The 21,172-nt window shown below is 50.1% G+C and carries 20 protein-coding genes and 1 CRISPR repeat array; of the genes, 8 read left to right on the top strand and 12 right to left on the bottom strand.

Annotation, left to right across the window (positions count from 1 at the left end; translation table 11 throughout):
• Nucleotides 1–79 precede the first annotated feature (79 nt).
• Complete coding sequence (locus I2G61_RS10310) at nt 80–274, top strand: hypothetical protein (RefSeq protein ID WP_072684768.1); 195 nt, start codon at nt 80–82, stop codon at nt 272–274.
• Between the two features lie 198 nt (nt 275–472).
• Here I2G61_RS10310 and I2G61_RS10305 read toward each other — a convergent pair whose 3' ends face one another.
• From I2G61_RS10305 to deoD, 4 genes are all read right to left on the bottom strand, one after another.
• Complete coding sequence (locus I2G61_RS10305; protein ID WP_072684767.1) at nt 473–664, bottom strand: hypothetical protein; 192 nt, start codon at nt 662–664, stop codon at nt 473–475.
• A 72-nt stretch (nt 665–736) separates the two neighbouring features.
• On the bottom strand, nt 737–1,585 hold the full coding sequence (locus I2G61_RS10300; RefSeq protein WP_072684766.1) for a hypothetical protein: 849 nt from the start codon (nt 1,583–1,585) through the stop codon (nt 737–739).
• Nucleotides 1,564–2,310: a hypothetical protein gene (locus I2G61_RS10295; protein ID WP_072684765.1), complete on the bottom strand. Its 747-nt coding sequence runs from the start codon at nt 2,308–2,310 to the stop codon at nt 1,564–1,566. The genes I2G61_RS10300 and I2G61_RS10295 overlap by 22 nt, the downstream gene beginning before the upstream one ends.
• 141 nt (nt 2,311–2,451) lie before the next feature.
• Complete coding sequence (gene deoD, locus I2G61_RS10290; RefSeq protein ID WP_072684764.1) at nt 2,452–3,162, bottom strand: purine-nucleoside phosphorylase; 711 nt, start codon at nt 3,160–3,162, stop codon at nt 2,452–2,454.
• 160 nt (nt 3,163–3,322) lie between these two features.
• Between deoD and I2G61_RS10285 the strand changes: the two genes are divergently transcribed.
• Together I2G61_RS10285 and I2G61_RS10280 are read left to right on the top strand one after the other, a co-directional pair.
• Complete coding sequence (locus I2G61_RS10285; RefSeq protein ID WP_072684763.1) at nt 3,323–3,973, top strand: DsbA family protein; 651 nt, start codon at nt 3,323–3,325, stop codon at nt 3,971–3,973.
• A 282-nt stretch (nt 3,974–4,255) separates the two neighbouring features.
• On the top strand, nt 4,256–5,188 hold the full coding sequence (locus I2G61_RS10280; protein WP_072684762.1) for a ComEC/Rec2 family competence protein: 933 nt from the start codon (nt 4,256–4,258) through the stop codon (nt 5,186–5,188).
• 288 nt (nt 5,189–5,476) lie between these two features.
• On the opposite strand, the gene I2G61_RS10275 is transcribed toward I2G61_RS10280, so the two are convergent.
• The gene (locus I2G61_RS10275; RefSeq protein WP_195548256.1) at nt 5,477–6,712 is read right to left on the bottom strand and encodes a D-alanine--D-alanine ligase family protein; all 1,236 of its coding nucleotides are present in this window, start codon (nt 6,710–6,712) and stop codon (nt 5,477–5,479) included.
• 182 nt (nt 6,713–6,894) lie between these two features.
• Here I2G61_RS10275 and I2G61_RS10270 point away from each other — a divergent pair, with 182 nt between their 5' ends.
• Nucleotides 6,895–8,160, top strand: a complete 1,266-nt coding sequence (locus I2G61_RS10270) for an AI-2E family transporter (RefSeq protein ID WP_195548255.1) — start codon at nt 6,895–6,897, stop codon at nt 8,158–8,160.
• A gap of 195 nt (nt 8,161–8,355) precedes the next feature.
• A CRISPR array of direct repeats spans nt 8,356–8,919; the repeat unit is 33 nt; unit sequence GTCATACCGCGCGAGCGGTATGTGGATTGAAAT.
• Nucleotides 8,920–9,033: 114 nt separating this feature from the next.
• Here the strand turns inward: I2G61_RS10270 and I2G61_RS10265 are convergent.
• Genes I2G61_RS10265 through I2G61_RS10255 form a run of 3 tightly spaced genes read right to left on the bottom strand, consistent with a single transcriptional unit; the run spans nt 9,034 to nt 12,332 of the window.
• Nucleotides 9,034–9,951 (bottom strand): isoaspartyl peptidase/L-asparaginase, encoded by a 918-nt coding sequence (locus I2G61_RS10265; RefSeq protein ID WP_229100739.1) that lies wholly within the window; start codon nt 9,949–9,951, stop codon nt 9,034–9,036.
• A 13-nt stretch (nt 9,952–9,964) separates the two neighbouring features.
• Nucleotides 9,965–11,572 (bottom strand): Mur ligase family protein, encoded by a 1,608-nt coding sequence (locus I2G61_RS10260; RefSeq protein ID WP_195548254.1) that lies wholly within the window; start codon nt 11,570–11,572, stop codon nt 9,965–9,967.
• A 1-nt stretch (nt 11,573) separates the two neighbouring features.
• Nucleotides 11,574–12,332, bottom strand: coding sequence for an alpha/beta fold hydrolase (locus I2G61_RS10255; RefSeq protein WP_072684758.1), 759 nt, complete (start codon nt 12,330–12,332; stop codon nt 11,574–11,576).
• Between the two features lie 151 nt (nt 12,333–12,483).
• Here I2G61_RS10255 and I2G61_RS10250 point away from each other — a divergent pair, with 151 nt between their 5' ends.
• The 4 genes from I2G61_RS10250 (at nt 12,484) to I2G61_RS10235 (ending at nt 15,194) form a co-directional block, all read left to right on the top strand.
• On the top strand, nt 12,484–12,849 hold the full coding sequence (locus I2G61_RS10250; protein WP_020224318.1) for a hypothetical protein: 366 nt from the start codon (nt 12,484–12,486) through the stop codon (nt 12,847–12,849).
• 14 nt (nt 12,850–12,863) lie between these two features.
• Entirely contained in the window at nt 12,864–13,295 is a 432-nt protein-coding gene (locus I2G61_RS10245; protein ID WP_072684757.1) for an NfeD family protein, read from the top strand.
• 27 nt (nt 13,296–13,322) lie between these two features.
• Entirely contained in the window at nt 13,323–14,237 is a 915-nt protein-coding gene (locus I2G61_RS10240; protein ID WP_195548253.1) for an SPFH domain-containing protein, read from the top strand.
• Between the two features lie 549 nt (nt 14,238–14,786).
• The gene (locus I2G61_RS10235; RefSeq protein WP_195548252.1) at nt 14,787–15,194 is read left to right on the top strand and encodes a hypothetical protein; all 408 of its coding nucleotides are present in this window, start codon (nt 14,787–14,789) and stop codon (nt 15,192–15,194) included.
• Between the two features lie 303 nt (nt 15,195–15,497).
• Here I2G61_RS10235 and I2G61_RS10230 read toward each other — a convergent pair whose 3' ends face one another.
• The 4 genes from I2G61_RS10230 to I2G61_RS10215 form a co-directional block, all read right to left on the bottom strand.
• Nucleotides 15,498–17,597: a glycerophosphodiester phosphodiesterase gene (locus tag I2G61_RS10230; RefSeq protein WP_195548251.1), complete on the bottom strand. Its 2,100-nt coding sequence runs from the start codon at nt 17,595–17,597 to the stop codon at nt 15,498–15,500.
• 327 nt (nt 17,598–17,924) lie between these two features.
• Nucleotides 17,925–19,082, bottom strand: coding sequence for a hypothetical protein (locus tag I2G61_RS10225; RefSeq protein ID WP_195548250.1), 1,158 nt, complete (start codon nt 19,080–19,082; stop codon nt 17,925–17,927).
• The gene (locus I2G61_RS10220; protein ID WP_195548249.1) at nt 19,063–20,484 is read right to left on the bottom strand and encodes a HAMP domain-containing sensor histidine kinase; all 1,422 of its coding nucleotides are present in this window, start codon (nt 20,482–20,484) and stop codon (nt 19,063–19,065) included. The genes I2G61_RS10225 and I2G61_RS10220 overlap by 20 nt, the downstream gene beginning before the upstream one ends.
• Nucleotides 20,485–21,144, bottom strand: coding sequence for a response regulator transcription factor (locus tag I2G61_RS10215; protein ID WP_072684751.1), 660 nt, complete (start codon nt 21,142–21,144; stop codon nt 20,485–20,487). It abuts the gene before it with no gap.
• Between the last annotated feature and the right edge of the window lie 28 nt (nt 21,145–21,172).

The raw sequence follows: 21,172 nt of genomic DNA, 5'->3' as shown, positions 1-21,172 counted from the left end.
AACACAAGGTATGCGCTTTTGTGTCGGTTCATGCATAAATCCATGCACGTCCGCTATCCTGTAATAGGAGGAACTGTTCATGAAGCGAATTCTTAATATCAGTCTTTTCCTGTCAATCCTCGCTTGTTTGCTTTATGGGATTGAAGGTATCTTTCAGCTGGATCTGATCGCCAGTCTGTCGCTTTACGCCCCCGGCATCGCCGTGATTTTGAAAGTGATCTTCGCCGCCTGCGGGATGATCAATATCTTATGGTTTTCCGCCGATTCCGATTAAGTCTGTCTATCCTTGATTATAAAAACCATCCATGCACAATCCCGGAGTTCTCGGTTGCCGGATAGAATCTAAAACTTGAACTTCCGCTTTGTGAGAATTCATTTTTTTACGGCCAGATGAGCGGACTTCTGTGAAAAAAGCGGAGAAGCAGAGCTGCGATCTAACCAAAAGAAAAGAGCGTTTTCTGCGCTCTGCTTCTTATTGAACTGTGAATCCCGCTTCGCGGATTGCAGTCTTGGCGGCGTATACCAAATCGTTGGAACCTTCGATCACCACCGCGCCGCTCTGCAGCGCTACCTTATATTCAACCCGGGTATCGTCCAGCGCCGCACGAATGCGGGCAGCCTGATCCTCGGTTTTCAACTCCCGGACAAAAATGATCGTCTTCATTTCCTGGCCTCCTGTTCTGCGTGTTCATTATAGCGAGTTTCCTGACGCTTGCCAAGAAAAAGGATTCAAGTTTCAGGAATTCTTCAAAGTCAGCCCGGCCGCAGCAGCAATTTGACGGGCGATTGCCGCGATCTGGCACGCCTGCAGCGGATCGGAAATCAGCCGCAGACGCCACTGATTCTCATTCTGCCCCTTTTGGATCTGATCAATCAAAATCCGTGTTTCCTGGCTGGCAGTCTGCCTGTTATCCAGCGGTTTTTCCACCGGCAGCAGCAGCGAATGGTCCGGATGTTGTAAAAGAGCGCGGAATTGACCATCTTTCAGCGAACGGCTGAGCAAGAGATCCAGGCGTGCTTCGACATAGGGAGTTCCTTCCAGCAGGCGGGGATTTCGGACGTCGATGCCGATTCCTGGCAGCAGCGTTTTCAGCTGACTTTGCAGCATCTGCGCAGTCAGCCCCGAATTGATTTTCAAATTTTCTTCCTGACGCGTGGTCTGTACCCCGATGCGGCGAACAGCCTGACATTGCATCAAAGGCTGCAGCGCGGTGGCGATCATCCAGGCTTCCGGCGCCGGGAATCGGAACTGACAGGCAGGGCCGGTTTCCAACCCCAGCTGGCAAGGCAAACTGTCGATGGATTGCCCGCTGATCACCCCTGCTTTCAAACGGTGGCTGAGCTGACCTATTCCCTCGCCATCACGGCTGGGCGGCAGAATCACAATGAGTTCTGCGCGTTCCAGAAGCATTCGGGTCAGCGGCTGGGGACGAATTTGTCCGCCTGTCAAGCTTAAAGGCGACAGTCCTTTCTGACTGCTTGCCCAATTCAGGCTGCATGGACAGCCCAGGATTTCACATTCGCCGATCAGCCGGCGGACCTGCGCCGGTTTGTCAGTCACGATTAACGTTCGGAGTCTGCGCATGGTTGAATCCACGTTCCTTTCCCAATCTGCAGCGAGGAGCCTACCCACACCCGCAGCTGATGTTCGCGCGCAAATAAAATACTCTGCCGCTGCATCACCCGCGCGCCGGCGTCGATCATCCGCAGCATCTGATCATAATCAATCTCATCCCAATGACGGGCATCAGGATAAACTTTCGGATCACGATCGTAAATACCGCTCACATCCGTCAGAATATAGACGTCTTCCAGCCCCAGTGCCTGGGCCAGCAGCATCGCCGTATAATCGCTGCCGCCCCGGCCCAGCGTCGTAATCTCATGATCGAGCGTGATTCCCTGATAACCAGGGACGATCAAACAGTCGCAATGATCGAGTTTTTCAAGCAATTTTCCGGTTGTCACCGTTAGAACCTCGGCCTCGCCATAATGATCGTTGGTGATGATCCCCAGCTCCTGCGTGCTGAGGGTATCGCTGAGGACTCCATTCTGACGGCACAGGGAATTGATGACCAGCGTACTGATCATCTCGCCGGCTGAAACCAGCCGGTCGCGCTGCTGAGGGGTCAGATATTTGGCAAGGGACATCAGCGTATCCGTCGCATAGGGATCAGGATACCGGCCCATGGCGGAGACCACGGCAATCACTTTCATTTCCGGAATCAGGCGGCGGATCAGGCGGACAGCGCGATTGCGGGCAGCTTCCTCTTTTAACGATGTCCCCCCGAATTTGATAACACAGATTTCCATAATCCAGCCCCTTTCGTCTTCAACCTAGACTATGAGGGAGAGCGGAAGACAACCGGGAGCTTGCCCAAACTGAAGTCAGAAAAAAACCGGCGGCTGCCGGTTCTTTCTGCTTTGTGATAATTGGAAAAACGTGAGATGTGCTTATTCCGCCGCTTCCAGCGCGATCTCCATCATTTTGGTGAAGGATGTCTGGCGCTGTTCATGGGTTGTCACTTCCGAAGTGACAAAGGAATCGGAGACCGTGATCAGGCATGCAGCGTTTTTGCCTAAGACATGGGCGTTGTGGAACAGCGCGAAGCTTTCCATTTCTACAGCCAGGCAATGATGAACGTCTGTCAGCTCCTTGATGTAATCGTTGCCGCCTTCGCGGTAGAAGACGTCGCTGGAGTGAATGCAGCCGACATGCAGCGGCATGCCCAGTTTTTCTGCCGCGTCTTTAATCCGCTGGTTGAGCGTTTCCGACGGATAGGTTTTATCCTGATCATAACCGCTCTGGACTTTCGCATAGCTGGATTCGCTGTAGGCGCTGTCGGCCAGCACGACATCAAAGACTTTCAAATCCGGCGAATACGCGCCGGCTGAGCCGATTCGGATAATGTTTTCGACACCATACTGGCTGAACAGCTCATAGGAATAAATGCCGATGCTCGGCATCCCCATGCCACTGCCCATGACGGAAATCGTTTTACCCTTATAGGTTCCGGTGTAGCCGAACATATTGCGGACGGCGTTGAACTGGACAGGATTTTCCAGGAATGTTTCAGCGATGAATTTGGCGCGCAGGGGATCCCCCGGCATCAGGACGGTTTTGGCGATCTGCCCTTTTTCGGCACTGTTGTGCGGTGTTGACATAGTTGAGTTCCTCCTTATTTTCCAGATGTATTATAGCATGTTTAACGGCTGGAAGCGATGGATAAGCGGCCGGGATTGTGCAGGAAATTCCGCAGAAAAAGCACAAGCATTGACAACGGGGCACTGGCCGGCTATGATCGGTTCAGAAAGAAGGCCTGTTATGAAAATTTCGATTTTCTTTGATTTTGTCTGTCCATTTTGTTATGTCGGGCTTCATTCGCTATCCCGGGCGATCGAAGGTCTGGATGTTGAATTGGATTTTCACCCTTATGAGCTGCGGCGCTTTCCAACGCCGAAGGTCGATCCGATGCATGATGAAAAGCGGCTGAAGCGGTTTGACGAAGTGTTGAAGCCGATGGCGCAGGCATTGGGAATCGAGATGAATCTGCCCTGGATCAGTCCGCATCCCTACACGACCGATGCGTTTCAAGGGTTTTATTTTGCCAGACAGGCAGGCCGGGAGCTGGATTATGTGCGGCTGACGTTTGACGTTTTCTACCGGCAGCAGAAAGATATCGGCGATCCGGCGGTGCTGCGAATGGTCATGGATGAGTTGGGACTGGACGGCGCGGCGTTTGCGCAGGCTTTAACGAACGGAACCTTCCTTGCGGAGGTCGATCGGGATTGGGAAGCGAAGCCGGCGCTGAACCTCGAAGGCATCCCGGCCTATCAAATGAATGGCGAAAAGATCCAAGGCTATCACACCCCCAAGGAATGGCGGGCGATCATTCTGGATCAGGCAGAGAAAACCATGGCGGGTCTGGTCTGCACGCCAAAGGGCTGCAATCCGGCATCACAACCGTTGGAATGATTTTCTACCTTGATCATCCGCTAAACTTTTTTAAGCCGCGATGGTGGGCGGCGATCAAGATTCTGACAGCTTTCACAGTCTGAGCAGGAAAGCTGTTTTTAACAGGATAAAAGCTGACATTTCGCTTTTCAAAAAAGACAAGACTTGTCGTCCGGTAAGTTTTTCGGCATAATAAAAACGAATTCTTTTTCGGTATTCAATTCAAAGATCTGTGCCGGTTCGCTCAAAGGAAAAAAGATTCCCGAAAGAAGCGGCAAAGCCGTCACGGAAGAAAGGAGAATTATGAGAAAAACAACGCGCAGACGTTCTGTCCGCCGATCGAAAAAAACGGCTAAAGTCACGCTGGGTTCGTTACTGGGCGCTTTGATCTTGGCGGGTCTGAGTTATTTCAGCCCCCAATGGCTGCCTGAATCTGATGCTTTAAGAAACAACACGGCGGCGACGCCCGTTCACACGCAGGTGAATTCGGCGCTGACCGTTCATTTTATCGACGTCGGTCAGGCGGATGCGATTCTGATTCAGTCCGGCGCAGAAGCGATGATCATCGACGCCGGCAACAATGCCGACGCGAAACTGGTCACCGATTATCTGCAGCAGCAGGGAATCACTCATTTAAAATATGCGATCGGCACGCATGCCCATGAAGATCATGTAGGCTCGCTGGACGCCGTCCTGTATTCCTTCGACGTGGAAACGGTCATGCTTCCTCAGCGCACGCTGGATTCGAAAACGTACAAAGACGTCATTCAGGCGATCGAAACGACGCAGACGTCGTTGATCCATCCGCAGCCGGGCGATACCTTCACCTTGGGTGAAGATCAGTTTACGATCTTGGGACCGCTAAGCGAGGAGTATTCCGAAGTCAACAATTCCTCGATTGTCCTGCGTTATGTCCATGGACAAACTTCCATTCTGTTCACCGGCGACATGCAGGCGCAGTCTGAGAAGGATGTGCTGGCCAGCTATGCCAACGTCCAGGCCGATATCCTGAAAGCTCCCCATCATGGTTCAGAGACATCTTCTACTCAAGCATTCTTGGAAGCTGTCAATCCCCGAGATGTGATCCTCTCCGTCGGCTTGAACAACGATTATGGTCTGCCTTCGGAAGATGTGCTGAAACGCTATGAAAAGATGGGATTTTCCATTTACCGCACCGATCAGCTGGGAACGATTCTGATCGAAAGCGACGGCGTCAATTATACGATTCATAACTAATACCCTCTTGCCGTCACCGCAAGGTCAACGGATTTCCCTGTGAATCAGGGATGGCAGAAAAGTGATAAAAAGAAACCAGCTTGAACTCCTGCGCTTCCATGGAAGACGCCGGTTGATCAAACTGGTTTTTCTTATTTTTCAATTTGGCTGTTTCGTCTTGAATAACATTCATCGGGATTTCAGGCTGTTCCTTACTTCAACCCCTTCTTCAGAAACGGATCGAAGATGGCTTCTGCCAGACTTTTCTAAACTAAGGAAGGACCCGTCTAACTGACCGGGGTTCAAAGGTTATTTCGTTCCTTTGGTACCTTTCGTTCCGCCGTTGTTCTTGTTTGCGCTGTAACTGGCCAACAGATTGGTTTCATAGGAGAAAATCATTTTCTCCCGCCGACGCTGGCGGTCAATCGCCTGAGATACCAGCGTATCCATTAATTGAGTAAAGCTGACGCCGACCGGCTGCCACAGATAATAGGCCAGCGAGCCTGGAATTGTATTGATTTCATTGACGTATATCATCCCGTTATCGCCATCCATCATAAAATCAATCCGGCATACGCCGCTGGCGCTCAGCACCTTGAAGGTTTCAATCGCCAGATTCCGGATTTTTTCCGTCGTCGCTTCATCGACCGGCGCCGGCACGATCCGCGCCGCACTGGCCATTCCGCCATCGCCGCTCTTGGTCCCGCACTTAGCTCCGCCTTTGGAACCGCTTTTCGTTGCGCCCTGACCTAAATATTTATCTTTAAAACTCATGATTTCATCCTGCTTGCCGACTTCCTCCAGGACGCTGGCCTGACAATCAAAGCAGCTGCCCAGAACTGAACAGTTGATCTCCCGCAGGTTCTTTACCATCTGTTCGACAACGATCTTGTTATCATATTGCCGTGCGTCTTCGACCCCGGCGATAAATTCTTCGTCATTATGCGCGATCGTGATGCCGACCGAAGAACCCAGGCAAGCTGGCTTCATGACCACCGGATAGCCTAATTCATGCACCTGAGCTAAAACCGCTTCCTGCTTGTGCGCGAATTCATGGCCATACAGCCAGAACCAAGGGCAGACCGGCAACCCGCTGTTCTGCAGAATATGCTTCATCACGGCTTTATCCTGACCGACAGCCGCGCCGATCACATCGCAGCCGGCATACGGAATTTTCAGCATTTCCAGATACCCCTGAATCGTTCCATCTTCGCCGTTGGTACCATGCATGATCGGAACGATGACATCGACCGTGCCGATCGGTTTGGTAAACAGACCTTTTTTAATCGGTTCCACAACGACTTCCTTGCCTTTTTTCACCAGCACAACCGGCGTCGCTTTCTGAATCAGCTCATCGAGATTTTTATAATTTTCAACATTCAGCAGCGCAGGCGACGAATAGAAATCACGCTGCTTTGAAATATATAAGGGAATCACTTCATAACGTTCTTTATCCAGGGCTTCAATACCCTGCAGAGCTGAAATCACGCTGACTTCATGCTCGACAGATTCACCGCCGAAAACAACTCCAACACGAATTTTCATACTTCACTCTCCTAATCTGGCCTCTCCCTACTGTATGCCGGAGATAGCTTGTCATTTCCTTTATTTGCAGGAAATCCTCGTCTATTATAGCAGATTTTCGTCAGGTTGACCTTGTATTTTAAGCTTAATCATTATAATCTATAACTAACCAACCGATAACTGTTGAAGGAAAGGACAGGATTATGATTCCTAAAGATATCTTAAAAAAGATCAAGCCCTGGATGTGGCTGTCGACGTATATTGTTTTACTGCTTTTCGCTCTCGTTCATTTTCAGGATTTAATGGGTGTACTGGGGAAAGTAATGCATCTGTTAACCCCATTATTTTACGCGATCGGCATCGCCTTTGTGCTGAATCAGCCGATGAAGGCTATTGAAAAGGGATTGATCAGACTGATCCAGGCGCTGCCGCGAAGCAAAAAGAACCCACCGCAGAAAGAACCGAAGGTCCGCGGTATTTCGATCTTCCTGACGCTGCTTCTGGCGCTGGCTGTCTTGTTTGTCTTGTCGAGTATTATTTTCCCTCAGCTAATCACGTCGATCGTACAGCTGTTCAATAACTGTGTTGTCTATGCCGGCAATATTGTGGAAAACATCAACAATTTGTTAGCCAGTCTGCATCTGGAAAACATTGAATGGGATCTGGATACGACGAAGCTGCAGGCTGCGCTGGATCAGCTGGGCTTAAGCGCTGATAAAATTTTCCAGACCGCAACCAACTGGGTCGGCGGTACCGGCATGACGGTGATCAACAACATTTCCGCGATCACCGTCGGTGTAAGCAACTGGGTAATGGGCTTCATGTTAAGTCTGTATCTGCTTTCCAGCAAAGAGAAATTCATCCGTCAGCTGAAGAAATTGATCGGCGCCCTGCTTCCCTTATCGGCGGCAAACCGCGTCTTGGCATTGGGACGAAAAACGAACCAGACATTCTCCAGTTTCATTTCAGGGCAGCTGTTAGAAGCGTGTATTCTGGCGATGTTGTATTATGTTTCCATGACTTTGTTCAAGATGCCGTATGCCATGTTAATCAGCACGGTCATCGGCGTTACCAGTATCGTTCCGATGTTCGGAGCGATGTTGGGAATGGCGTTTGGTTGCGTTCTGATCTTCGCGATCAACCCGTGGATGTCCTTGTTTTTCATGGTTTATTTCCAGATCGTGCAGCAGTTTGAAAACAATTTGATTTATCCGCGGGTTGTGGGGAATTCCGTAGGTCTTCCGGGGATCTGGGTCTTGTTATCCATCGTAGTATTCGGTGGTCTGTTAGGGTTGTTCGGAATGTTGATCGCAGTTCCGGCAACGGCAGTTCTCTACACCTTGTTAGGTGAATTCGTCAATGGCCGGATGCGGAAAAAGGGACAGATTTTGGATGAATCCGGATTGCTCAGTCTGGATTCAATTTCAAGTCCTAAGCAGGACTCTTCATCTTCGAACGAGAATCAATAAGCTTAAGCGCAAGGTCTTCAAAGGCCTTGCGTTTTTTGTCAATTTGAGTGCGAACATGAAGTGAACATAAAAGCCCAGGGAGGTTCGCACCGTAAAAATGTGAATATTAAGGAAAATGTTGCAAGTACACTCAAGAATGTTTATGATAAGAGTGAGATAGGAAACATATGATCTTAATTCAGTTTCTTATCTGCGGTCATACCGCGCGAGCGGTATGTGGATTGAAATACCGCGGACACCGGCGACAATGAACCATATTCCGTCATACCGCGCGAGCGGTATGTGGATTGAAATTTTTAGAACCCGTTCTCTGTTCGCTTCGGCTTCTGTCATACCGCGCGAGCGGTATGTGGATTGAAATCCATCAGGACAACCGCCATCTGCCAACTCATCTGTCATACCGCGCGAGCGATATGTGGATTGAAATTACTTGTAATTCAATTATTCGGATAAAATCTGCTGTCATACCGCGCGAGCGGTATGTGGATTGAAATTTGATCCGCTCTTTCACACGCCGGATTTCTGTGGTCATACCGCGCGAGCGGTATGTGGATTGAAATACACCATGCTCGATAAAGCATGAATTCGATCATGTCATACCGCGCGAGCGGTATGTGGATTGAAATTGACAAATTCCTAATCATTGAAAAAACACCTGGGTCATACCGTGCGAGCGGTATGTGGATTGAAGTTTATTACCTATATAGGTCTACGCTATAGGTTCACGTCATATCGTGCAATCGGTACGTTGATTGAAATCTAAGACCTGTATACCTGCTGATCCACCCGTTCATACCTATCCTTGTACTCACACACTAAAAAACCTGTTTTCTGCCACCTTAAGCTGAGAAAACAGGCCTTTTTCATTTCACTCTAATCTACATCCTGATCTGTATCGTTCCAAGCTCGGATCGTACAACCATCCTGATCCGGCTCCGCAACATAAACCTGGGCTGGATGATCCTGATCACTGACCACGAAAGCAAACTTGATATTCGTACCAACACCCCAGCGCCCTTCCTTATCGACGCAAATTAAGGAAATCGCTTCAGCCCTGCCCCGTTTCCGAATTAACTTCCGCGTGAATTCTGCAACGAGCGATGAAGCCGCTCTCTGGGGATCCTGTCCCTGCTGCAGTCGGCGTACCGCCTCATAGCTCAGACACCCTTTCATGATTTCTTCACCCACGCCCGTAGCGGCCGCAGCCCCGATTTCACTATCCGCATAGAAACCACTCCCGCAGACCGGCGAATCGCCCACGCGCCCCGGCTTCTTCATGAACAGTCCCGAAGTCGATGTTCCAGCCGCCAACGTTCCCTGTCCATCCAGACAACAAACCCCAACCGTATCATGTCCTTTATAACTGGATAACGGTTCCGGCTCCGCCCGGCGCTGCTCATAAATCACCTGCGCTTCCGGAGTTAATAATTCCATCGTTTCCATGCCTGACTGAACCGCAAACTGCGATGCACCCTCGCCAACCAGAAAATTATTAAACTGCTGATCCGCACAATGCCGCGCCAGTTTAAACGCCGACGCTACCTTTTCAACACAGCCGACCGCTCCGATGGATAACGTATCACCGTTCATATAACCACCGTCCAACTGCACGACGCCCGCCTGATTCGGCAGTCCCGAATAACCGACGGAATGAAACCGCGGATCCCTTTCGACTGCGGTGATCACCGTCTCCAGCGCCTGATCGGCCGAGCCTGATTTTCGCAAATTCGCTTCCGCCAGCCGCATGCCTTCCGCCGCCATTTTCCACGTTGCGATTAAAGTCCACTTCATTGATTTTGGCTCCTTATTGATTAAACGCATCCGGCAAATCATTTTCCAATAAAATGGTATCCGTGTAGGCTGCCTTTTGATAAACAAGACCAAACGCTTCCTTCACTGTCGCGACGATATGCACATGCGCCATATCAAATCCGCAAGCCTGTAATCCCTCGACAATCGGCTCCGTCTGCCGTTTGCCCACCAGAATGACCTCATCCGCGCAATCCTTCATCTTCATGCCGAACTGCTTATTGATCTCATGCTGACGCGGACCCAGATCGATCATCCCCGGCGTGACGATAAACCGGGTGCCCGGCATTGTCTTCAACACCTGCAAAGACATCGCAGAGCCCACCGGATTCGAATTAAACGCGTCGTCAATAAACGTATAACCATTAATCTTCTTCACTTCCAGCCGATGCTCGACATACCGCACCTGCGCCACTGCGCTCTGCAGCTGTTCCCAACTGACACCCAGATGCCGGCCAACTGCCACAGCCGCCAGAATATTCGCGATGTTGTGTTCACCCAATAAACGAGTTTTAAACGGAATATCCGCACCCTCGCGCGTATGGATATCAAACGAGGATCCCTGCGGACCAAAGCTGATATTCACAGCCCGGTAATCCACGTCTTCCTGTTCGATGCCATACCAGGCGATCGGACACTTATTTTTGATATAGTAATTCCGGATCAGCTCGTTATCCTTATTTAATACACCAAAGCCCGTGACCGGCAGCTTCTCGATCATCTTCATTTTTTCCGTGACGATATTTTCCTGAGAACCAAACGTATTCAGATGCTGCGGACCGATTGAGGTTACTAAGCCGATCTGCGGCTGCACAAAATCCATCAGCTGCTCGATATCGCCGACATGATCCGCCCCCATCTCGCAGATGAACACCTCATGCGTCGGTTTCAGCTGTTCACGAATGGTGATCGTGATTCCCATCGGCGTATTAAACGACGCCGGCGTCGGCAGTGAATAGAACTTCTCAGAAAGAATCTGCTGAAGAATATTTTTTGAGGAAGTCTTGCCATAACTGCCGGTAATCCCGATCTTAATCAACCGGTCATGGTTCTTCAGAATTTCCTTTGCCAGCTTCATATAGTGTTTTTTGATCAACTTTTCAAACGGACTGGTAATCCAGGCCATGGGAAAGATCAAAAGCCAGTTGATCCAGCACGCCACGACAACCCACAACGCCCATAACGGATAATCCGTCAGCATGACCGCCGGGATCAGCCACAGGCAGTTCAGCACAAGCATGACGGCGATCTGCCGTTTAACCCGCGCGGTCACTGCCAGCGGTTTGATATAGCTTTTTTTCTTTTCCCGATATAAAGTAACCCCGCCGACAAACACCGCCAGCCACACCGTCGCGATCTTCCCCAGCCGGTAATCCGGAATCATGATGCAGCCAAGTGCCAGAATGAGAATCAGCACAGGAAACAGCCAGTGCTTCCACACTTTCAGCTGATCTTTTCCCCACTGGATATACCGCCCCGGCTCATACCGGTTCTGCTGGAACATGTGCAAAGCATGCTTCCAGGGAATCACCATCATACACAAAAGCAGTGCTGAAAACAGCACTTTCTCTAATAAATCCTGAATCTGTCGTAAAAACTCCATGTCATTCCTCCCAGTCTTCCTTTAAAAAGACATCCAGACACCGGTTAAATCGGGCGCTCTGGTTGAAATACGCGAAATGATCGTCCCCTTCAAAAATTGCCAGTCCGGCATTCTTCATTTTCGCTTCCATCTGTTTTCCCATCCATAAAGGCGCTGCTTCGTCGTTTTCGCCCCAGACCAGCAAGACTGGAACCGTAACGTCTTCCAGCATCCCGCTGACATCGTCGTTGACAACTTTAACAAAGGTTTCGCGCATAATGCCGGTTGCGCTGCGGTAATCGTCGGAACCGGATTTACGTTTGAAGTCTTCCAGCATCGCTTCGCTGCCGACCAGCGTGATCGCTTTTTTCGCCGCTTTGTAGCCTGCAATTTTGAGCTTGGCCTGCCAGGTTTGCTTCGGCCGGATTCCCGCCGCGCCGGTCAGCACCATCTTATGCACGGGATTCTTTACCGCGTAGTGAACGGCCACCCGACAGCCGAAGGAATGACCGATCAGAATTGGATCATGGATATCAAAGGTCCGGCAAAACGCTTCGAGAAACTCCCGATATTCCGGGACGCCCCAGGCAACCGGCGGTTCGTCGCTTTTACCGAAACCGGGAAAATCGAAATTAAAAACCCGAAAATGGGCTTTAAGATGATTGTAGATGGGTTCCATCATGATCATCCGCTGCCGCCAGCCGTGCAACAGCACTACATCGCGGCCCTGACCTTCCGTCGCAACTTCAATATTCAGTCCGTTAATTTTAATTTGCGGCATAAAAATCCTCCATTGTTTCTACTTTATTATATGCAATCTTCACAAGCTTGGAAAGTACAAAAATAATATTCAGAATAAGCAAAATAAGATATTGAAGATTTTGAGGATTCAGCGTATAATAAGAGCATGGTATAGAAAGGAGATCGAAGTCATGTTTGAGTGGGTTAAGGGCAACGCCTACACGATGTTAGTGACCTTGTATCCGAACAATTTCACGTTAAACAACGTAGCGGCTGCCTATTTTGAAGATATTCGATGGTGCTGTATCGGACTCGACCGGGAAGAACGGAAAGTTGCGATCCGCCCCGTGACCAAGCGAGAGGTAGATTTAAAGCTCATCCCGCTGGAGCAGCTGCATAAAGTATCCATGGGAAAGGGATATGCCCGCATCAGCAACAAAGCGCTGATTGAGGAAATCGCCCAGCTGACAGGCATCGAATGCAACGGGATTAAAGTTCCCGCGCAGTTTGATGAACGCGAAAAAATGCTGATTATTGATCTGAACAATCCCGTATAAGGAGGTGAGGAAAAATGTATTTCGGTTTATGGATTCTGGTATTCTTGGGGGCGCTGGTCGTTGAACTGGCGACGGCGACCAGTCTTGTCAGTATCTGGTTCTGCGTCGGAGCGTTGTTTGCCCTGGGCGCGCTGGCGTTGAATCTGGCCTTTATCTGGCAGGTCGTCATCTTCTTTGCGGCGTCGTTAGTTTGTCTGGCAGCGATCCGGCCGATGGCTTCCCAGTATTTACGAGGCAATATTGTCGCGACGAACGCCGACCGGGTGATCGGCCGACATGTCCAGCTTCTGAAAGACATTACCGGGGAAGCCTGGGGCGAACTCAAGGTGAACGGTGTGGTCTGGAACGCGATCAGCGTCGACGGGCATCCGATCAATGAGGGATCGTTAGTGGAAATCGTTGCGATCGAGGGCGCAAAACTCCTCGTGAAAAAAATAGAGGACTGAGGTTTCAGTCGAGAAAGGAAATAAATTATGAATGGGTTCTTACAAATATTAGTCTTCCTGGTCATCTTCCTGATTGCCATTGCAGTGATTTGCTACTGCGTCCGAATCGTGCCGCAGGCCAAAGCTTATGTCGTTGAGCGCCTGGGCGCTTACCACAGCACGTGGCATACCGGTCCGCATTTCATGGTACCGTTTATCGACCGCGTCGCCAACAAGGTTTCGTTAAAAGAGATCGTCAAGGATTTTGATCCGCAGCCAGTCATCACCAAGGATAACGTTACGATGCAGATCGATACGGTCGTCTACTTTCAGATTACCGATCCGAAGCTGTATACTTACGGCGTCGAACGGCCGATCAGCGCTTTGGAAAATCTGACGGCGACAACGCTGCGAAACATCATCGGTGAGCTGGAGCTGGATGAGACGCTGACTTCCCGCGATATCATCAATACGAAGATGCGCGCAATTTTGGACGAAGCAACGGATCCATGGGGCGTCAAGGTCGGCCGCGTTGAAGTCAAGAACATCATCCCGCCGCGCGACATCCAGGAATCAATGGAGAAGCAGATGCGGGCGGAACGGGAACGTCGTGAAGCGATCCTGCGTGCCGAAGGTGAAAAGAAATCGGCAATCCTGACCGCGGAAGGCGAAAAGGAATCCATGATTCTGCGCGCTACGGCGAAGAAGGAAGCCATGATCGCGGAAGCGGAAGGCCAGGCTCAGGCAACTGAACGGATGTACGCTGCACAGGCTAAAGGTATTGAAATGATCAAGAATTCGGATCCTAGCCTGGAATTCTTAACCTTGAAGGGTTATGAAACGCTGCAGAAGATGGCGGACGGCAAGGCGACCAAGCTGATCGTCCCAAGCAACCTGCAGGATATCACCGGCACGCTGGCTTCGCTGGCGGAAGTCGTCAAACCTGTCGAAAATAAAGAATAAGACCACAAGGCGTCCGTTGGGCGCCTTTTTTTAAATCTGCCGAAAGAACATCAGCTTCCCGGATTCCCGGCTTTGATCCTGACAGGATTTTCCCACGTTCTTTCCAGCCTGTTCAAGTCTGTCCAGCCTGATTTTACTTTCCCGTTTACGATCCGCAATTCAGAGCTTTTTTCGTCCTTCCCCCCTTGGTGAAAAAACGTTAAAAAGAGGATTATCAACGACAAAAAACAGGTCGTCAACATTTCGTCCGGGACTTCTTCGTGCCGGATTCATTGGATTGGGCATTCTTACTGTAATTCTAAACATGATGGTTTTGTGGTTTGTCTTATTTGCGGCTCTGGGCATGGATTTTCTGATCCGTTATTAAAACAACATCCGCCGGTCTGATCTTGTTTTGTGATGGTTTTTGGGGCCATCGCCATGGTTTCCCATCCTTTAATGGGGTTCTTTGTCCTGTCCGGTTATATCGCTTCCGCAGCCAGGTTGCAAAAGGCGCCGCATCCCCTCGTTTTATATTCTGACCAACGGAAAAAAGAATTTCAGCGGACGATGGGGTGGATTTCAGGCGCGGGGATCGTTCTGGGACGTTTGAATCTGGGCCTTGGGTCTGGGTCAGTTAACGATGCTGCCGGCTTTTGTCTGATCTTCCTGTTTGATGCGCTGCGGGCCGGCTTGTTTGAGGAGATTTTGTTCTGTACCTTCCTTTACGCATTTTGCGTCGAAGTCGCTGGAAAGAAAAAATTCAATCACATCCAGACGTTTTTTTGCCTTTTGATCATGATCCTGCCGCAGGTTCTGATTCATTTCCCCGGCATGGCTGAAATCGGCAGTCTGCTCGTCATGACCGTTGCCTTCGGTCTACCGTTTGCCTTGCTGCAATGGATTGTCGATCTGACTTCCGCAGTCGGCGCGCGTACTCTGGCTGACCTGATCCGCTTTATCACCTTCGGCGCCTGATTGGCTTTTTGAGTAAGCTGACGCAGACTGTATGCCGCATAAAACCTGATTTTCCCCCTGTCCAATCCCAGAAAATAAAGACAGCTGCTCCCGAGATCCCGGAATGCTCAATTTGATTTGAGTCCGGTTCACTCTCTGATTGCGCTGTCTTTTATGCCTGTTTTCTATTTTTCCAATAAGAATTCAAATAAACGCTCTTTTCCTGCCGTCTCTTGCCTTCACTGCTCTTCAGATGGCCGTCTGGCACGTTAATCAAATGATCCTCCTTCTCCGATCGCGTCTTCCCCTGCGCAGTCCTGCCGCTTATTCCGTTTCCCATTCGTAGATCGGGTATCCCCTGCCCTGGTATTGGTAATATTGCGGATAGCGATCCATGTAAGCGTCCGCTTCCTCCCGTGCCAGATCCGGGTAATTTGTGATCAGGCCGCTGACGCCCATATCGAGATAATTGCTCATCTTATTGTAATCGTCTACCGTCCAGACATAGATCGGCATCCAGGCGCGGCCGGCCTGTTCCAGAAAGCTGACGGAAATCTGACTTTCCTCAACCGCCAGAAAGTCGATATTCCAATTCCAGATTCGATAATCCATCTCTCCGGCTGTTCCATAAACGCAATACCCAATCCACCACTGCGGTCGCTGGCGCTGTAAGCTTTGTACGGCTTCATAATCCAGCGACATGAAGATGGAACGTGCCGCAAAATTCTCGCTTTCTACCACTTCAATCACTTTTTCAACTAGTTCCGCCTGATTGCCGTTAACCGGTTTCAGTTCGATCAACAGACCGGTTTCCCCTTCCCAGGTCTTCATCGTCTGAATCATCTGCCGCAGTGTTGGAATTTTTCCTTTGATATACTGACCTTCTGAATGAAGCGTCAGCGACTGCAGCTGCTCCGCCGTCAGCTCTTCTACTTTTTTATTCACACCGCTCAACCGCGTCAAAGTGGGATCGTGATAAACGACAGGGATGCCGTCGGCACTGAGCTGAACGTCAATTTCAGCATAATCGGCATGCGCGATCGCTGCCTGCCGCACAGCTTCAATCGTATTTTCAATCGCATAAGCTGATCCGCGATGTCCGATCGCCCACGGCTGATGTTCACGCGACAGCGGCCGCAGATAGAGATCGGCACTGTACATGACCATCAAGAGCAGCAGAACCCGCACCATCCAGGGATGTCGCTGATAGACCCGCCGCCGGCTCAGCCAACTATGGACTCTGACATAAACCCAATTCAGTTTCCCCGCCGACTGCGGGCGCAGCTTCGTCGCCAGCGCTCCCAAAAGATACAGCGCGCTGACAACCAGAATGATCGGCAGCAGGAACGTTATAAAATCAGGGAAGATTTCGAAGAGACCAAAGCAGAAAACAAGAATCAGCGGCAGCCCGCAGATCCACGGATGCCGGCGCAGCCAACGTGGCAGACCGGCATGGGACTTCACTTTCCGTATGCCTGCCGCAGTGACCCCGCGCACCCGGGATACCGCCTCATTCAGTTTTTCCACATTCTCGCTTTCCGGCTCTTCTTCGATCATCTCCACGCCAAGCCTGCGCACCATGCGGACTAAAGAATAGAAAAAACTTAAGCTCATCAAAAAGAACGCCAGCTGAATCAGAACCGATTGCAGCAGATAATGCCGGAATGTCGGCGATAAAATCAGATTTTTTAAAAAGTACCGGTTAAAATCAGAGTTGATCAGCAACGCTTTCGGCAGGAAATCAACGACAAGGTACTCTGCCAGAAACCACAGACCACACCCCACTGCCAGTTGTCCCCGTTCTCTGATCGTCAGATGTTTCCACAATCTGATGTTCTCCTGCACAGCCTGACTCAGCTTTAAGCGGCGATAGATCATCAAGATTGGGACAAACAGGAAGAAAATCCCGAGGCCGTACAGACAGAGCCAGAAAGCGCCGATCAACAGGCGGCCGGAAGCTGTCATTCGCAATTCACCAATCACAAATTCCGGCACCCGCAGCCGCGGAATCAGCGCATTGATATATACCAGGTGCACGGCTGGCAAAAATAAAGCGTAATACAGTGTGCACAACGGTAATTGAAAGCTGCGGATTCCTTTCAATGAAAACAGCGACTGACGGCAGGCTTCGCGGATCGACAGTTCTTCATTCCGCTGGCCTTTATCGATTAAATGCAGGATCACGCTGAATTCAAAAACAATCAGCCCGGTACCCACAAGCATGTAAAATAAAGCTAATAAAATCCCTGGCAAGGATAAAAAACGCAAGATAATATCTGAATTAAACGTCATTCCCGACCGCGCCCGGCTTAAATATAACCGCAGCAGCTGACTGAGCAGCGGGTTGACGAACAAATATAAACAAACCCGATACAAAAGTTCAAATTGCACGAGTTTTCCCAACCATTTTCCCTTCTTACGCATGGTCATATTCTCCTTTAAACCGTTTTATTATACCACGAAATTTCCCACCCCTTTCCTGTTTACCTGAAATTTGCAATCGGCAGCTTCCTTGATGCGACAGGACAAAGTTAATATAGAAGTGGGGCATCAAGTTTCGATTGGATCGAAATAAAAACAAAAACGCCAGTTTGTTTAAAAACTGACGTTCTCGGCTTAATTGAGCACTGTGATCAAATCGGAAATCATATCGTTCATCTTGAAGCCCCTCACTCCTGGATGACTGTTTTCTGAATCCTGATTTTTGCGGTGCGCTCCCAATGTCATACCCGGATCCAAGTTTTGAATTGATTAATTTTCTGAAAGCTGACGGATTACGTCCAAAAACGCGCGGCGGGTATCTGCGCTCAGCGTATCCTGCAGTGATTCATAGGTCATGCCGTCAAACGATGGACCCGCGACATAGTGACTGTACCCCTGGGAATAACAGATCAGGGCACTGCGGCCAGGAAGGGTCGCGGTATTGTACTCGCTGAACAGCTCAAATTCACTGAAGATCAACCGGAAAGGACCGATTTTCAACGCTGTGAATGTCGTCTGATGACGCAGTTTCTCGGGATGGGCCAGGTTCTCACGGCTTCGCTCAATGCCATACTGCAGCGTAATCCGCTCCCGCTCGCTGTAATAATCCGGAATCACCAGATCTGCCGGATCTTTCAGCTCATGCTTCAGCTCAACGACACGTTCGGCATAATCCAGTTCTACCGGGTATTTCTCAGCGGGCCGGGCTAACAGCCGCTCAAACTCTTCCGCCATAACCGCGCCGAAGTGTTCCATCTGGGCCGGGGTCTGTTCCTTCCGGGTAAAGCGGGTGCTGACGTCGCCGGCCGCAGATTGTAAGAAGGAGAAGAACTCGCCCGGATACTTCGCGTCCAGCTGACGCATCGCATAACCGGGATATTCCGAGGTGAAAAACGGCGTGTCCCCATTTAATGAAGTAGGATGGCAGTTATAGATCAGCAAGGAAGCAATCCGTTTGTCATTTTCATAGAAGCACAGCGCATGCGCGAAAATCTGATCAGTTGTCCAGTGACTGATCCGGCTCTGGCCGACTTGGGTAAACGGCTCCCTCACATAGCTGCACGTCAGCTCCGCTTCCCGCAGCGTCAAGGGAATCAAGGCTTCGCACAACTGATCGCGAACCTGATTGCGATAGCTTTCCACGCGCATATCCGGTGCAAAATGGGTATGTGTTCCGCTGATGATCACATGGGTCGGTAATCCCCAGGCTTGTTCGAGACGTTCGCGGACCTCATTGACTAACGCAATCGGCGCCTGCAGCGAGTCCAATGCGGCATGCACATAGCGGCAACCGTTTTGTTCCAGCACAAGGACGCGCGCAAACAATGGATCGCGCACGGTATCCAAAGGTGCGACCTGCTGCGCAAAGCCCGCCGCCCGGATCGGCTCGCGGGGATTGATGTTGAGTTTAACTGTTTGAATTTTCATTCTTTTCCTCCCGGATTTTCTCCTTTTTTCCCTTGAATTTCCCTTCCAGCTTCCGCGGCTTTTCACGTTTCAGTCCGCCCGGTCGGGAGATTCTAAAGATAACGCCATTGTTGAGATTCTCTGCCTCTGCCCGATATCCGTAGGTCGTGCAGACGCGGTAGACGATCGACAAGCCAAGGCCGAATTTACCATCCGTTCCTTTTTCATACGGTTTAAACAGCTTGTTCAGCCGTTCCTCGCTCATTAACGGTCCGTCGTTAGCGACTGTCAGTTCTTTTTCATTTAAGGTAATGACAATCTCATGGGTAGCATAACGGATAGAGTTATCCAGCAGATTCTCGACGACAACCCGCCACGGATCCTCCTCGCCATGGAAATAAATCTTTTCCAGATGGGTTGTGATCGCCAGCTCCGGCCGGATGACTTTTAAAGACAAAATCGCTTTGTTGATCACCGAACTCATGTCCAGCGTATCCCCGGCCATGCCATCGTCAGTCAGGTAACCCAGCTTGTTCAGCATGATCAGGCTGTAAACCTTTTTTTCCAGACGATCGGCGTGCTCGATGATAACGTCGACGCTCTTTTCCAGCGTCTCATATGGATAAATTCCGTCTTTGATGCTTTCGCCGTACGACTTGATCGTCGCGATCGGCGTTTTCAGATCATGCGATATATTCTGGATCATTTCTTCCTTGATTTTCTCCTGTTTATCCAGTTCATCCTTCATCGCAACTAACGCCTGGGCCACCTGGCCGATCTCATCACGGCGCTCGATATGCAGCTCGGCGTCTTCGCCGCGGCTGACCTTTTCGATATAATTGCGGATCTGATTCAGCGGATGGATCAAGGAACTGATCCACAACATCAGGCAGACAAACAACAGCGACACAACGAGTACGTTGAGATTGATCACGCTGTTGAGCAGCATGTTTTTAAAATCGCTGCGGTAGCTGTCGCTCATCAGTGAGATTAAAATTGTATGAGAATCCAGTCTCACCAACGAATAGAAATACGTCTTGCGGTCCTGCACATAGGCGCGGTCCGCCACCTCCTGAGCTAAACCGTCAGCTTCTTCCAGCAGATGAGAGGTCAGCTGCGGATCCAACGTCATTGTCCCAATTTTGGAAAATTGGCGGGTTTCCTTATCATAAAATAAATGGATGATGCTGGGATCGGTATTTTCAGCGATTTCTTCGATGTCCATATCCATCGAATAGTTGAAGGCGATATTGTTCTGGGCGCGGTGCAGCATGCTGTACATCTGTTTTTCAACAAATTCATTCACGCTCTCCGACAGATAGACGAAGAAGAATACGGTGAAGACGGTAACGACCAGAAAGATCAGCGTCAGCAGCTGCTGAGACAGCGACAGCTCCTTGAGCCAAATGCGCAGGCGCTTCATTTATCCGAGCCGGTAGCCGAAGCCGTAGATCGTATGGATACTCAGATTCGGCATCTTCTTGCGCAGCCGCCGCAGCGTGTCGTCCACAACCCGATCGGAACCGAAATAGTTTACATCCCACACCTGTTCAAGAATCTGTTCCCGCAGAAAGGCGGTGCCTTTGTTTTTTACAAACAGCATCAACAGGTCGAATTCCTTGGTCGTCAAATCCAGCTCCCGGCCCTTCTCAAATACCAGCCGCTGCGCTTCGTCAATTTCATACCCATCAATCACAATCCGGTTGGCATCTTCCTTATATGTCCGCTTCATGATGTTGTTAATGCGCAGCACAAGTTCCTTCGGCGAGAATGGCTTGGTGATGTAATCGTCGCTGCCTTTTTCCAGACCGATAATCCGGTCAAATTCTTTATCGCGCGCCGACATGAATACGACCGGCACCTCCGGAGACTGCATCCGGATTTCTTCAATCAGATCAAAACCGCTTTTATCGTCGAGCATAATATCCAGAATCCAGCAATGTACGTCGTCGTCCGAGGTATGGGCGGAAGCTTCCTCGTAAGTCAAATAAGATCGGACTTCATAGCCTTCCTTTTCCAGATACCGCTTGACCAGTTCATTGAGATCTTTTTCATCTTCTACAATCGCTATTACTTTCTTCACTGCATCTCACCCCACGTTTCCATTGTAT

This window comes from Holdemania sp. 1001095H_141210_F2 (genome assembly GCF_015558105.1).
Classification (GTDB): Bacteria; Bacillota_I; Bacilli_A; order Erysipelotrichales; family Erysipelotrichaceae; genus Holdemania.
Note: the sequence above shows the minus strand (reverse complement) of the source record. Positions and strands in the feature narration are given on the sequence as shown.